This is a genomic window from Pseudomonas sp. Pc102, from assembly GCF_018408275.1.
Classification (GTDB): domain Bacteria; phylum Pseudomonadota; class Gammaproteobacteria; order Pseudomonadales; family Pseudomonadaceae; genus Metapseudomonas; species Metapseudomonas tohonis.
The window spans coordinates 4,079,834-4,092,130 of sequence record NZ_AP021905.1 but is presented as its reverse complement, the minus strand read 5'-3'; the positions used below and the strand labels follow the sequence as shown (position 1 = coordinate 4,092,130).

13 protein-coding genes are annotated in these 12,297 nt (G+C 66.9%); 4 read left to right on the top strand and 9 right to left on the bottom strand.

Annotated features, from left to right (window positions below; translation table 11 throughout):
- Nucleotides 1-42: 42 nt before the first annotated feature.
- Both PHLH3_RS18640 and PHLH3_RS18635 read right to left on the bottom strand, forming a co-directional pair.
- Nucleotides 43-777, bottom strand: a complete 735-nt coding sequence (locus tag PHLH3_RS18640; protein ID WP_213625316.1) for a sulfite exporter TauE/SafE family protein — start codon at nt 775-777, stop codon at nt 43-45.
- Nucleotide 778: 1 nt separating this feature from the next.
- Entirely contained in the window at nt 779-2,107 is a 1,329-nt protein-coding gene (locus PHLH3_RS18635) for an NAD(P)-binding domain-containing protein (RefSeq protein ID WP_213625315.1), read from the bottom strand.
- Nucleotides 2,108-2,284: 177 nt separating this feature from the next.
- Between PHLH3_RS18635 and PHLH3_RS18630 the strand changes: the two genes are divergently transcribed.
- Nucleotides 2,285-3,031: a spermidine synthase gene (locus PHLH3_RS18630; RefSeq protein ID WP_173178238.1), complete on the top strand. Its 747-nt coding sequence runs from the start codon at nt 2,285-2,287 to the stop codon at nt 3,029-3,031.
- Here PHLH3_RS18630 and PHLH3_RS18625 read toward each other — a convergent pair.
- Both PHLH3_RS18625 and PHLH3_RS18620 read right to left on the bottom strand, forming a co-directional pair.
- Complete coding sequence (locus PHLH3_RS18625) at nt 2,986-3,720, bottom strand: alpha/beta fold hydrolase (RefSeq protein WP_244862909.1); 735 nt, start codon at nt 3,718-3,720, stop codon at nt 2,986-2,988. The two genes, PHLH3_RS18630 and PHLH3_RS18625, sit on opposite strands and share 46 nt — an antisense overlap.
- A gap of 20 nt (nt 3,721-3,740) precedes the next feature.
- Nucleotides 3,741-4,532 carry a crotonase/enoyl-CoA hydratase family protein gene (locus PHLH3_RS18620; RefSeq protein WP_213625314.1) on the bottom strand — a complete coding sequence of 264 codons (792 nt, stop codon included), beginning with the start codon at nt 4,530-4,532 and terminating at the stop codon, nt 3,741-3,743.
- A gap of 360 nt (nt 4,533-4,892) precedes the next feature.
- Between PHLH3_RS18620 and PHLH3_RS18615 the strand changes: the two genes are divergently transcribed.
- Complete coding sequence (locus tag PHLH3_RS18615; protein ID WP_173178235.1) at nt 4,893-6,572, top strand: DEAD/DEAH box helicase; 1,680 nt, start codon at nt 4,893-4,895, stop codon at nt 6,570-6,572.
- Nucleotides 6,573-6,690: 118 nt separating this feature from the next.
- Here PHLH3_RS18615 and PHLH3_RS18610 read toward each other — a convergent pair whose 3' ends face one another.
- Nucleotides 6,691-7,458: a class III extradiol ring-cleavage dioxygenase gene (locus PHLH3_RS18610; RefSeq protein WP_213625313.1), complete on the bottom strand. Its 768-nt coding sequence runs from the start codon at nt 7,456-7,458 to the stop codon at nt 6,691-6,693.
- Between the two features lie 100 nt (nt 7,459-7,558).
- Between PHLH3_RS18610 and PHLH3_RS18605 the strand changes: the two genes are divergently transcribed.
- Entirely contained in the window at nt 7,559-8,215 is a 657-nt protein-coding gene (locus PHLH3_RS18605; protein ID WP_213625312.1) for a thiopurine S-methyltransferase, read from the top strand.
- 59 nt (nt 8,216-8,274) lie between these two features.
- On the opposite strand, the gene htpX is transcribed toward PHLH3_RS18605, so the two are convergent.
- The 4 genes from htpX to PHLH3_RS18585 all read right to left on the bottom strand — a co-directional run bounded on the left by htpX (nt 8,275) and on the right by PHLH3_RS18585 (nt 11,657).
- Nucleotides 8,275-9,147 carry a protease HtpX gene (gene htpX / locus PHLH3_RS18600; protein WP_213625311.1) on the bottom strand — a complete coding sequence of 291 codons (873 nt, stop codon included), beginning with the start codon at nt 9,145-9,147 and terminating at the stop codon, nt 8,275-8,277.
- Nucleotides 9,148-9,232: 85 nt separating this feature from the next.
- Nucleotides 9,233-9,685: a hypothetical protein gene (locus tag PHLH3_RS18595; RefSeq protein WP_173178232.1), complete on the bottom strand. Its 453-nt coding sequence runs from the start codon at nt 9,683-9,685 to the stop codon at nt 9,233-9,235.
- A gap of 2 nt (nt 9,686-9,687) precedes the next feature.
- Nucleotides 9,688-10,434, bottom strand: a complete 747-nt coding sequence (locus tag PHLH3_RS18590) for an SDR family NAD(P)-dependent oxidoreductase (RefSeq protein ID WP_213625310.1) — start codon at nt 10,432-10,434, stop codon at nt 9,688-9,690.
- A gap of 11 nt (nt 10,435-10,445) precedes the next feature.
- Nucleotides 10,446-11,657: a pyridoxal phosphate-dependent aminotransferase gene (locus PHLH3_RS18585; RefSeq protein ID WP_173178230.1), complete on the bottom strand. Its 1,212-nt coding sequence runs from the start codon at nt 11,655-11,657 to the stop codon at nt 10,446-10,448.
- A gap of 147 nt (nt 11,658-11,804) precedes the next feature.
- Between PHLH3_RS18585 and msrB the strand changes: the two genes are divergently transcribed.
- The gene (gene msrB / locus PHLH3_RS18580; RefSeq protein WP_173178229.1) at nt 11,805-12,203 is read left to right on the top strand and encodes a peptide-methionine (R)-S-oxide reductase MsrB; all 399 of its coding nucleotides are present in this window, start codon (nt 11,805-11,807) and stop codon (nt 12,201-12,203) included.
- The last annotated feature ends 94 nt before the right edge of the window (nt 12,204-12,297 follow it).

Here is a 12,297-nt window from a genome sequence, read left to right as displayed (position 1 = left end):
GGATGGCGCATGGTAACCGAAAGGCCCCGCGCTGCCAGCGCTTCAGGCACGCCAGGCGAGCAGTGCGCCGCAGAGGCACAGCAACAGGTGGATGGCGGTGCGGAAGTACCGTTCGGCCACGCGGTGGTGCAGCCACTCGCCCGCCCCCACGCCGATGGCCAGCAGCGGCAGGTAGAGCGCCAGGTGGGGCAGGGCGGGAACCAGGCGGCCGTCCACCAGGAAGGCCAGGCTGAGCAGGCCGTTGAGGCCGAGCCAGACACAGGCGAGCGTGGCCCGCAGGCGCGCCTTGCCCAGGGGCGTCGCGGCCAGCGCGTAGACCAGCAACGGGCCACCCGAGGCGAACAGGCCGTGGCAGAGGCCGCCGGCGCCGATCTGCAGGCGGGTCATCCAGAGGGGCGTGCGGCCCCGGGGGCGTTCGCGCCTCTGCCGCCACAGCTCGCGCAGGGCGAACCAGAGGATCAGCACGCCGAAGCCCCGTTTCAGCGCGTCGCCATCGAGCCAGGGCAGCAGGGCGTAGCCGAGCAGGGTGCCGACGAGCATGGCCGGCAGGATGCCGCCCAGCAGCAGCGGCCAGTCCGCCAGGTGCCGGTAGCGCCAGGCCAGGTAGCCGCTCATCAGCAGGTTCAGCGGCACCAGCACCGGCAGCAACCGGTCGATCGGCAGCAGCAGGGCGCCAAGGGACAGGGCGACCACCGTGCTGCCGAAGCCGGTGACGGCTTCCAGGCCATAGGCGAAGAGGATGAACAGGCCCAGCCAGAGCCAGGCATCGTCGCCCACCTCAGGCCAGCGCGGGGGCGTCGGCGGGCTGTTCGCGCAGGTCGCGGCGCAGCTCGTCGATATGCCGTTTCACGCTGCTGCGGTAGCTGTCCTTGTGCACGTAGTAGGCCATGCGCTCCAGTTCCAGGTAGGCGTAGCCGCCATCCAGGCGCTGCCCGGCGCGCTCGGCCTTGAGGCGACGGAAGCCCTCGGCCGAGGCGCTGCCGGCCCGGCACTGGCGGATGAACAGCGCCACCAGCTCGGCCTGCTCGGCGCGGCCCTGCCAGCCGAGGCCCGACGCTTCCACCATGCCCATCATGAACAGGTCGTCGTACTGCGGATGGAAGATGTTCAGGTACAGCTGCGGGGCCCCGGCGCGCTCGGGCCAGTTCAGCTCCTCGCGGGCGATGAAGGGGTAGTCCAGCTTGTAGCCCGTGGCCTGGAGGATGAGGTCGTAGTCCGCCCGGCTGCCGTCGCGGAACACCACCTGGCGGCCTTCGACGCTGGCCAGGTCGGGCCGCGCCTTGATGTCGCCGTGGCCGAGGTGGTGCAGCACCAGGGAGTTCACCACCGGGTGGGATTCGTAGAGGCGGTAGTCCGGGTCGGGCAGGCCGTAGTCGGAGGGCTTGCCGATGAGGGCGCGGATCAGGGCGCCGTCGATGCGTTGCTTGAGCGGGCGTGGCAGCTTCACCGCGCCGCCGAAGGTGTCGATTGGGCGGCCGAGGAGGAACTTGGGCAGGAAGTAGTAGCCACGGCGTACCGAGATATCGACCGAGCGGGCGCGGTGCACGGCGTCGACGGCGATGTCGCAGGCCGAGTTGCCGCAGCCGATCACCAGCACGCGCTTGCCCTCGAACAGCGCCGGGGAGCGGTAGTCGGCCGAATGCAGCAGCTCGCCGTCGAAGCGGCCGGGCAGTTCCGGCTGGTTGGGCGCATGCAGGGTGCCGCTGGCGATGAGCACGCCATCCACCTGCCATTCGCGGCGCTCGCCGTTGCGCTCGCTGGTGAGCCTCCAGCCCTTGTCCTGGCGCTCCAGCGATTGGACGCGGGTGCCGAACTGGTAGTGCTCGCGCAGGCCGAAATGCTCGGCGTAGTCGCGGAAGTAGCGGCGCATCTCGCTGTGGTGCGGGTAGGGCGCCACGTCGTCGGCCATCGGGAATTCGCTGAACTCGGTGGTGCGCTTGGAGGAGATCAGGTGCGCGGACTCGTACATGGTGCTGTGGGGGTTGTCGATGTCCCAGAGCCCGCCCACGTCCTCGTGCAATTCGAAGCCGACGAAGGGGATTCCATGCTTCTGCAACTGGCGGGCCGCGCAAAGGCCCATGGGGCCGGCGCCGATGATGGCGTACATGAGTGGGATACACCTCTTGGCTGTTATTCTTCTCGGGTTTTTTCGGGCAGCGCCTGGCTGGGCCTGCGGCATGCCCGGATTATGGCGAGGTGAGGGCACCTCGCTTCAATGGCAAACGGCGCCTTTGTGGCGCGCCCCTGGTGCGAAATGTCACGGGGGGCGGACGGGGGAGTGGCGATGCGCGAGGAGCGTTTGCTGGCGGAGGTGCATGACGAGTTCGGTGTCATCCGCGTGCTGGAAGTGGGCGAGTACCGGTTTCTCGAGTTCGGCGAGGCGGTGGAGCAGAGCTGCGTCTTCACTGCCGATCCCTGCTGGCTGGAGTACGACTACACCCGCGCGATGCTGCTGGGCGCGCTGTGCCACGAGTACCCGGAGAGCGCACTGTTCCTCGGCCTGGGAGCCGGCACCCTGACCCAGGCGTGCATGAAATTCCTGCCGCTGGACGATGTGGAAGTGGTCGAGCTGCGTCCCGAGGTGCCGCGCCTGGCCATGCAATACCTCGGCCTCGACGACGACCCGCGCCTCACGGTGCGCATCGGTGATGCCCTTGATTTGCTGGACAGCGCCGAGACCGCCGACCTGATCTTCGTCGATCTCTACACCGACACCGGCCCCGGCGTCGGCCACCTCGCCTGGCGCTTCCTGGAAAACTGCCAGAAGCGCCTCAACCCCGGTGGCTGGCTGGTGATCAACCAGTGGGCCGGCAACGACGGTCGTCCGCTGGGCGCCGCCCTGCTGCGCGGTCTCTACCACCGCCACTACTGGGAGTGCCCGGTGAAGGAGGGCAACGTCATCCTCATCGTCCCCGCCGATCTCGAGCAGCAACTGGACGTCGAGGCCCTGGCCGCCCGCTGCGAGGCATTGGCGCCGCGCCTGGGCTACTCGCTGCAACCCCTGCTGGACGTGCTGCGCCCGGCGACCTGATCGCCCTGATCGATCCCGACCGTCTTAGCGAAGCCTTCCAGTGCCTGGGCGGCTTCGTGCGGCCTGGCTTGCAGCAGGCAGTGCGGGGCCTCCAGTCGCAGGCATCGAAAGTCCCCTGAATAGCGTTCGATGAGCCGGGCAGCGTCAGCTGGCACCAGCCGATCCTCCGCCGCCTGCAGGTACAGCAGCGGCACCTGGATCCGCTGCAGGTGCCCGGTGGCATCCACATCCAGCACCGCGCGCAGCCGGGCCTGCAGGGTCGCCGATGACAACGGCGCCAGTGCGTCGACCAGGGCCTGGTTCAGTGCCGGGGTGGCGAACCTGCCGAGCAGCAACTGGCTCAGCAGGGCGCGGGGAGCCTGCCGCGGAGACAGAAGCGGCAGCAGGCCGCTCAGCCACGCGAGGCGGGGGTGAGGGTTGCGGACGAAGGTGCAGCAGAGCACCAGTCCCCGCAGCCCGGCGGGGCGATCGGCCGCGAGACTGATGGCGATGGGGCCGGAGAAGGATTCGCCGAGCAGGATGAATGGCCGGCCAAGGGGCAGTTGCTGCCTGACTTGATCCATCAATGGCGCATAGCCGAGCGGTTGCTGCGCCGGATAGCGCACGACCTGCGTGTGCAGGTCGCTACCCAGTGCCTGGATCAATGGAGCGAAGAGCTCGCCGCTGCCATCCATGCCCGGCAGCAGCACCAGGGTGATTGTCGCCAGGATCAGCGCCCCTTGAATTCGCCCGGACGGCGTTCGAGCATCGCGCGTACGCCTTCCTGGGCGTCTTCGGAGCCCAGCAGGCGCTTGGCCACCGCCGGCAGGTTGCGAGCGGCGACCTGCTCGCCTTCGCTCACAGTCTGGCGCGCCGAGGCGAGGGTGGCCTTGATGCCCAGCGGTGCCTGCGCGGCGACCCGTTCTGCCAGCCACAACGCACGGGGCATCAGCTCCTCGCTGGCCAGCACTTCCTGAACCAGGCCGAGGCGGTAGGCCTCGTGGGCATCGAACTCATCGCCGGTGAGCAGCCAGCGCATGGCGTTGCCCCAGCCGGCGGCCTGGTGCAGGCGCAGGGTGGCGCCGGCGAACGGGAAGATGCCGCGCTGTACCTCCATCTGCGCGAAACGGGTGTTGCTGGCGCAGAGGTTGATGTCGGCGGCCAGCATCAGCTCGATGCCGATGGTGAAGCAGTAGCCCTGTACGGCCAGGATCAGCGGTTTGGAAAGGCGCTCGCCGCCGAAGGTGCCCCAGGGGTCGACCGCGCCCTCCGGCAACTGCCAGCCGTTCCTGAAGGTCTCGGCGACATTGGCCAGGTCCAGCCCCGCGGTGAAGTGCTCGCCATGGGCGAAGACCAGCGCGCAGCGCGCGTCGTCATCGCGCTCGTATTCGCCCAATGCAGTGACCAGGTCATCGAGCATCGCCTGGTCGAAGGCATTGCGCTTGGCGGTACGGTCCAGTCCGAGCAGCAGGACGTGGCCGCGTTTCTCACGGCTAACGCGGCCAGGGGTGGCTTGGGTCATGGGTGGGTCCTTTGGCGTGGAAGGGGCGGGGGCATGGAGGATATAGCCGGGGCGTGGGTCGTTGTCCACGGGGAATGACCGTCCGGCGGCGTTGATGACGAACATGTGAAAAACACGCGCGACGGTCAGCTTTTTCCGGTATGATTTGCGCCGGCCTTAACCGGCCCCGTTCAGGAACTGCATTTTTCGAGGCATTCGCCTTCGGCTGCACCGTCCGCTTCGCGGACTACCCTTGACGTTACATCCATATCAATAAGCAACTCGCAAATTCTCTCCCAGGCTGCCAGGGTGACCCACAAGGTCTTTCGGCATATGCAGCTCTGGGATTTGGGTCTTTGCGGATGCACATGAGGCAGACCCATGACCCAGGATATCGGCGGATTCGCCGCGCTCGGACTTCATCCCAACGTTCTCGCAGCCATCTCGGCTGTCGGCTATGAAGAGCCATCTCCCATCCAGGCCCAGTCGATTCCGGTGATCCTCGCCGGCCACGACATGATTGGCCAGGCCCAGACCGGTACCGGCAAGACAGCAGCCTTCGCGCTGCCCATCCTCTCCCGTATCGATCCGGCCAAACGCGAGCCGCAGGCGCTGATCCTGGCACCGACCCGCGAGCTCGCACTGCAAGTCGCCACCGCCTTCGAAACCTACGCCAAGCAGATGCCCGGCCTGAACGTGGTCGCCGTCTATGGCGGCGCGCCCATGGGCCCGCAGCTCAAGGCCCTGCGCCAGGGCGCCCAGGTGATCGTGGCCACCCCCGGCCGCCTGTGCGACCACCTGCGCCGTGACGAGCAGATGCTCGCCACCGTGCAGCAACTGGTCCTGGACGAAGCGGACGAAATGCTCAAGCTCGGCTTCATGGACGACCTGGAAGTGATCTTCCAGGCCCTGCCGGAAAGCCGTCAGAGCGTGCTGTTCTCCGCCACCCTGCCGCCGTCGATCCGTTCGATCGCCGAGCGTCACCTGAAAGAGCCGCAGCACGTCAAGATCGCCGCCAAGACCCAGACCGTGGCCCGCATCGAGCAGGCTCACCTGATGGTCCATGCCGACCAGAAGGTCGGTGCCGTGCTGCGCCTGCTGGAGGTCGAGGAATTCGACGCCCTGATCGCCTTCGTACGTACCAAGCAGGCCACCCTGGACCTGGCTTCCGCCCTGGAAGCCAAGGGCTACAAGGCCGCTGCGCTGAACGGCGACATCGCCCAGAACCAGCGTGAGCGCGTGATCGAGTCCCTCAAGGACGGCCGCCTGGACATCGTCGTCGCCACCGACGTCGCTGCCCGTGGTATCGACGTACCGCGCATCACCCACGTGGTGAACGTGGACATGCCGTACGACCCCGAGTCCTACGTGCACCGTATCGGCCGTACCGGCCGTGCCGGTCGCGATGGTCGTGCACTGCTGCTGGTCACCCCGCGCGAGCGCCGCATGCTGCAGGTGATCGAGCGCGTGACCAACCAGAAGGTCGCCGAAGTCCGCCTGCCCAACGCCCAGCAGGTGCTGGACGCGCGCATCAAGAAGCTGACCGCCAGCCTCGCGCCCCTGGTGGCCGATGCCGAGGCCAGCCATGGCGAGCTGCTGGATCGCCTGATCGCCGACATCGGCTGCAGCCCGCGTGCCCTGGCCGCAGCGCTGCTGCGCAAGGCCACCAACGGTCAGGCGCTGAACCTCGCCGACGTCGAGCGCGAGCAGCCGCTGGTGCCGAGCGCCTCCCAGCCGCGCGAGCGTCGTGAGCGTGATGGCGAGCGCAGCACTGAGCGCAGCGAGTACCGCGAGCGTCGTGCTCCGCTGCCGCTGACCGAAGGCCGCGTGCGTTGCCGCACCGCGCTGGGGACTCGCGACGGCATCGCCGCGAAGAACCTGCTCGGCGCCATCCTCAACGAGGGTGGCCTGGCACGTGACGCCATCGGTCGCATCCAGATCCGCGAGACATTCAGCCTGATCGAGTTGCCGGAAGACGGCCTGGATCGCCTGCTGGGCAAGCTCAAGGACACCCGCGTCGCGGGCAAGTCCCTGAAGCTGCGCCGCTATCGCGAAGACTGATCCACGCCTGACGAAAAAGCCCCGCACTCGCGGGGCTTTTTTATGGGCGGTGGTTTGGGGGCACTCCTGTAGGGGCGAATTCATTCGCCCAAGGCTGCAGGGCTGCCCTTCCTCGCGCTCAACCGAACCTGTAGATATCCATCCCCAGCGCGCCGAGGGTGAAGCCCTTGTGCGCCACGCCGAAGTCACCGCCTGCGCCACGGGAGAAATACAGCGGCAGCAGGTGTTCATCGCTGGGATGGCTGCGGCGGGCGTGGGGTGCCAGCGTGCGGTAGTCGTGCAGGGCTTCCTCGTCGCCAGCCTCCAGGCGCTCGACCATCCAGTCGCGGAATTCCAGGGCCCAGGGGGTGATCACTTCCGGCCCGGCGCGCCAGTTCAGCTCGCCCAGGTTGTGGGTGATGCTGCCGGAGCCGATCAGCAGCACGCCGCGTTCGCGCAGGGCAGCCAGGGCGCGGCCGACGCGGGTCTGGAAGGCGGGGCCGAGACGGCTGGGGAGGGACAGTTGCAGCACCGGGACATCCGCCTCCGGGTACATCAGCGACAGCGGCACCCAGACGCCATGGTCCATAGGGCGCCGTGGGTCGATGGCGGCGTCCAGGTCGTGTTCGCTCAGCAGACGCTGCACATCGGCGGCCAGCGCCGGGGCGCCGTGGGCTGGGTACCGCACCGCGTAGAGTTCGGGCGGGAAGCCGTAGAAGTCGTGCCAGGTCTCCAGCTGCGTGCCGCCGCTGATGGCCAGGCGCTCGCTTTCCCAGTGGGCGGAGACCACCAGGATCGCTTCCGGGCGTGGCAGCTCGCGGGCGAGCCGCGCAAGCGCGGGGCCACTGGCGCCAGGTTCCAGTGCGAGCATCGGGGAGCCATGGGAAATGAAAAGACTGGGTAACATCGGGCGCTTCCTCCGTTAGGATGAGCGCCATCTTCGGGGCTGGACGTATCGGCATCCAGCATAAATTCTTGAGTGTTCCTATCGAATCGGCAGGTGGATCGTGCACGAGCGTTTCTGGCAGGACAGATGGGCCAACGACCAGATCGGTTTTCATCTGGATGAGGTCAACACCTATTTGCGGCACTACTGGCCCGCGCTTGGCCTGGCGCCTGGCTCGCGGGTGCTGGTGCCCTTGTGCGGCAAGACCCTGGACCTGGCCTGGCTGGCCGCACAGGGGTATCGGGTGCTGGGGGTGGAACTGGCGGAGAAGGCGGTGACCGGGTTCTTCGCCGAGCAGGGGTTGCAGCCCGAGATCCGCGATGAGGGCGCCCTGATCCGCTACAGCGCGGGCGCCGTCGAGATTCTCCTGGGTGATTTCTTCGCCCTGGATGCGCGGGAGGTCGCGGACTGTACCGGGCTCTATGACCGCGCGGCGCTCATCGCCCTGCCGCCGGATATGCGCGAACGCTATGCGGCGCATCTGGGTTCGATTCTTCCGGCTCGCTGCGAAGGGCTGATGGTGACCCTGGAATATGGACAGGAACGCCTCGACGGCCCGCCGTTCTCGGTGCCGGAGGCGGAGGTGCGGCAGCGCTTCGGGGCGGATTGGCGCGTGGAGCTGCTGGAGCGCCAGGACGTGCTGGAGAAGAACTGGAAGTTTGCCTCCCGTGGGCTGGATGAGCTGTTCGAGCCGGTGTTCCGCCTGCAGCGCCGCTAGGGGTATCGCGCGGACATGAAAAAGGCGGCCGGTTGGCCGCCTTTTTCGTTTGCCGTGGATCAACCGCGGCGGCGCAGGGCCTCGATGCGGTCTTCCAGTGGCGGGTGGCTCATCAGCAGGCCGGCGAGGCCGTTCTTCAGGCCGCCGTTGATGCCGAAGGCGGTGAGGCTGTCGGGCATCTGCACCGGCACGCCCTGTTCCGCGCGCAAGCGCTGCAGGGCGCCGATCATGGCGTTGGTGCCGGCCAACTGGGCGCCGGCTTCGTCGGCGCGGTATTCGCGTTTGCGCGAGAACCACATGACGATGATGCTGGCGAGGATGCCCAGGACCAGCTCGGCGAAGATGGTCGCGACGAAGTATCCGATGCCGTGGCCTTCCTCGTTCTTCAGGATCACCTTGTCGACGAAGTTGCCGAAGATGCGCGCGAAGAACATCACGAAGGTGTTCACCACGCCCTGGATCAGCGCCAGGGTGACCATGTCTCCGTTGGCCACGTGGCCGATCTCGTGCGCCAGCACCGCCTTCACCTCATCGGGCGAGAAACGCTCCAGCAGGCCCTGGCTCACGGCGACCAGGGCGTCGTTGCGGTTCCAGCCGGTGGCGAAGGCGTTGGCCTCGTAGGCAGGGAAGATGCCCACTTCCGGCATCTTGATACCGGCTTCGCGGGACAGTTGCTCCACGGTCTGCAGCAGCCACTGTTCGTGGCGGGTGCGGGGCTGGGTGATGATTTCGGTGCCGGTGCTCATCTTCGCCATCCACTTGGAGATGAACAGCGAGACCAGGGAGCCGGCGAAGCCGAATACGGCACAGAACACCAGCAGGCTGCCGTAATTCTGGCCAGTGAAGCGGTCTACGCCCAGCAGCTTCAGGGTGATGCTGGCGATCACCAGGACTGCGAGGTTGGTGGCCACGAACAACAGGATGCGCATCATGGTTAAAGCGGTCTCCTCAGGGAAAGACGGTGTAATGCGGGGTTATATAAGGTGCGCCAGATGCCTATTCAACCTGGGCTCTATTTCAAACTGTGTCGCCTGTCGTGCCGCCGGTCCCGACGAAGAGCAACCGGGTGAGGCGGGCGGTGCGTTCGCTGTTGCGGCTGGCCAGGGCCTCGCGCAGCTGGTGGGCGAGGGTGGCGTGGACGCGGCGCACGCTGGGTGGCAGTTCATCGTCGCTGCGCACGGCATGGGGCAGGGTGCGGGACAGGCGCAGGAAGCCTTTCTCGCTGAGTACGGCCTGGTCCAGCGCCTCGTAGCGGATGGTGCTTTCGTAGCGGATGTAGCCCTCTTCGGCCAGCCAGATCAGGGCGCCCAGGCAGCCCTGGTGGCGTTTGCTGGGGAGGCCGAACTCGTCGGGTTCCTCGTGGCCGATCAGGTCCTCGATATAGAGGGCGACCTTGCGCGGAAAGGCCTGGTAGAGCATCAGCATGCCAGCCGCGCAGTCCTTGTAGAAGTCGTCGATCTGCAGGTCCATGGTCACAGAGCCCTGGCGATCAGCGAGGTGGGCAGCAGGGGCAGCAGGCGTCCGATCAGGGCCCAGGGCCAGCCGGGCACATAGGCGCTGCGGGAGCGTTTCTCGATGTGTCGGGCGATCAGTTCGGCGCCGCGTTCGACGTCGATGAGGAACGGGCGTGGGCCGGCGTCCTGGTTGATCGGCGTATCGATGTAGCCGGGCAGGATCAGGGTGGTGGCGATGGGGCTGCGGTGCAGTTCGAGCTCCAGGGATTCCATGTAGCTGATCAGCCCGGCCTTGCTCGCCGAGTAGCCGGCGGTGGCGGGCAGGCCGCGCTTGCCGGCGACCGAGGCGATGGCGACGAGGTGGCCGTGGCCCTGTTCGCGGAACAGTTCGGTGGCGGCATCGAGGCAGGCGATGGCGCCGAGCAGGTTGGTTTCCAGGGTCTGCCTGTAGCGCTCGAAGCGGCCGCTGCCGGCCTTGCCCGCCAGGCCCATGCCGGCGTTGGCGATCAAACCGTCGAGCCCTCCCAGGGCGTTGCGGGCGAGGCCTACGGCGTCCTGGCAGGCGGCGTAGTCGGTGACGTCCAGCGGCAGCACGGCGATGGTGCGGCCGTACTGGCTGCGCAGTTCCTCGGCCAACTGCTGCAGGGTTTCCTCGCGGCGTGCGGCGAGGGCGAGGTCATGCCCCTGGCTGGCGAGGCGCCGGGCCAGGGCCATGCCGATGCCGGAGCTGGCACCGGTGAGCAGGTAGCGTCTGGCCTGGCCCATGCTGGCGTTCCTTACTGGCGATAGGACTTGAGGAAGTTGCCGATGCGGCCGATGGCCTGCTCCAGGTCGTCGACGCGGGGCAGGGTGACCACGCGGAAGTGGTCCGGCCACGGCCAGTTGAAGGCAGTGCCCTGGACGATCAGCAGCTTCTCGGAGAGCAGCAGGTCGAGGACGAACTTCTCGTCGTTGACGATGGGGCAGACCTTCGGGTCGATGCGTGGGAAGGCGTAGAGCGCGCCCATGGGCTTGACGCAACTGACGCCCGGGATGTCGTTGAGCAGTTCCCAGGTACGGTTGCGCTGCTCCAGCAGGCGGCCGTTGGGCAGCACGAGGTCGTTGATGCTCTGGTAGCCGCCCAGGGCGGTCTGGATCGCATGCTGGCTCGGCACATTGGCGCACAGGCGCATGTTGGCCAGGATGTCGATGCCTTCGATGTAGCTCTGCGCACGCTGCTTGGGCCCGGAGATGGCGACCCAGCCGGAGCGGAAGCCGGCCACGCGGTAGGACTTGGACAGGCCGTTGAAGGTCAGGCAGAGCACGTCCGGTGCCAGGGAAGCGGTGGAGATGTGCACGGCTTCGTCGTAGAGGATCTTGTCGTAGATCTCGTCGGAGAACAGCACCAGGTTGTGCTGGCGGGCCAGCTCGACCATCCCCTCCAGCAGTTCCCTGGAGTACACGGCGCCGGTGGGGTTGTTCGGGTTGATGATCACCATGGCCTTGGTGTTGGGGGTGATCTTGGCCTTGATGTCTTCGAGGTCGGGGAACCAGTCGGCCTGCTCGTCGCACAGGTAGTGCACCGGCTTGCCGCCGGCCAGGCTCACGGCGGCGGTCCACAGCGGGTAGTCGGGGGCCGGGATCAGCACCTCGTCACCGTTGTTGAGCAGCGCCTGCATGCACATGACGATTAGCTCGGACACGCCGTTGCCGAGGTAGATGTCCTCGATGCCGATGCCTTCCACCTGCTTCTGCTGGTAGTACTGCATCACCGCCTTGCGCGCGCTGAACAGCCCCTTGGAGTCGCTGTAGCCCTGGGCGGTCGGCAGGTTGCGGATCACGTCCTGGAGGATTTCCTCGGGGGCTTCGAAACCGAACGGCGCCGGGTTGCCGATGTTCAGCTTGAGGATGCGGTGGCCTTCCTCTTCCAGGCGTTTGGCGTGCTTGAGCACGGGCCCGCGGATGTCGTAGCAGACGTTGGCGAGCTTGTTCGATTTGCTGACCTGCATGGTGGTTCGTGTCCCGATCTGAGGAAACTGCGCCTTGGCAGCCTGTAACGCCGCTGCCAGACTGGCGTCTAAAGCCACGCATGATACGTGCGGCCCGATGACCGGAAAAGGTACTGGTCGGGCTTTTTTCCGTAGCCGAGGTGACCCATGGAAAAGCTGGACAAACCCCTTGAATCCTGGCGTGAAGAGCTGAGCGAAGCCCAGTTCCACGTCTGTCGCCTGGGGGGCACCGAACGTCCCTTCACCGGTGAGTACAACGGCACCAAGACGCCGGGCATCTACCATTGCTCCTGCTGCGGCGCGGCGCTGTTCGACTCCGATGCCAAGTACGATTCCGGCAGCGGCTGGCCGAGCTATTTCCAGCCGGTGGACGGCAGTGCGATCGAGGAGAAGGAGGACTTCAGCCACGGCATGCACCGCATCGAGGTTCGCTGCGCCCGTTGCGAAGCGCACCTGGGCCATGTGTTCCCGGATGGCCCGCGCCCGACCGGCCTGCGCTACTGCATCAATTCGGTGTCGCTGAAGCTGGTTCCTCGCGAAGGCTGATCGAAGGGGCCCGCCCGATGAGCGGGCCTTTTTTCGCTGTATTTAAATTGCACGCAATTCAATTGCGAGCTATTTTTGTCGCCGTCATCCCCCT

Coding starts and splice junctions, on each gene's coding strand:
- PHLH3_RS18615 (WP_173178235.1), top strand. CDS start 4,893: ATGACCCAGGATATCGGCGGATTCGCCGCGCTCGGACTTCATCCCAAC.
- PHLH3_RS18595 (WP_173178232.1), bottom strand. CDS start 9,685: ATGGACCTGCAGATCGACGACTTCTACAAGGACTGCGCGGCTGGCATG.
- PHLH3_RS18620 (WP_213625314.1), bottom strand. CDS start 4,532: ATGACCCAAGCCACCCCTGGCCGCGTTAGCCGTGAGAAACGCGGCCAC.
- PHLH3_RS18630 (WP_173178238.1), top strand. CDS start 2,285: ATGCGCGAGGAGCGTTTGCTGGCGGAGGTGCATGACGAGTTCGGTGTC.
- htpX (WP_213625311.1), bottom strand. CDS start 9,147: ATGATGCGCATCCTGTTGTTCGTGGCCACCAACCTCGCAGTCCTGGTG.
- msrB (WP_173178229.1), top strand. CDS start 11,805: ATGGAAAAGCTGGACAAACCCCTTGAATCCTGGCGTGAAGAGCTGAGC.
- PHLH3_RS18585 (WP_173178230.1), bottom strand. CDS start 11,657: ATGCAGGTCAGCAAATCGAACAAGCTCGCCAACGTCTGCTACGACATC.
- PHLH3_RS18590 (WP_213625310.1), bottom strand. CDS start 10,434: ATGGGCCAGGCCAGACGCTACCTGCTCACCGGTGCCAGCTCCGGCATC.
- PHLH3_RS18635 (WP_213625315.1), bottom strand. CDS start 2,107: ATGTACGCCATCATCGGCGCCGGCCCCATGGGCCTTTGCGCGGCCCGC.
- PHLH3_RS18610 (WP_213625313.1), bottom strand. CDS start 7,458: ATGTTACCCAGTCTTTTCATTTCCCATGGCTCCCCGATGCTCGCACTG.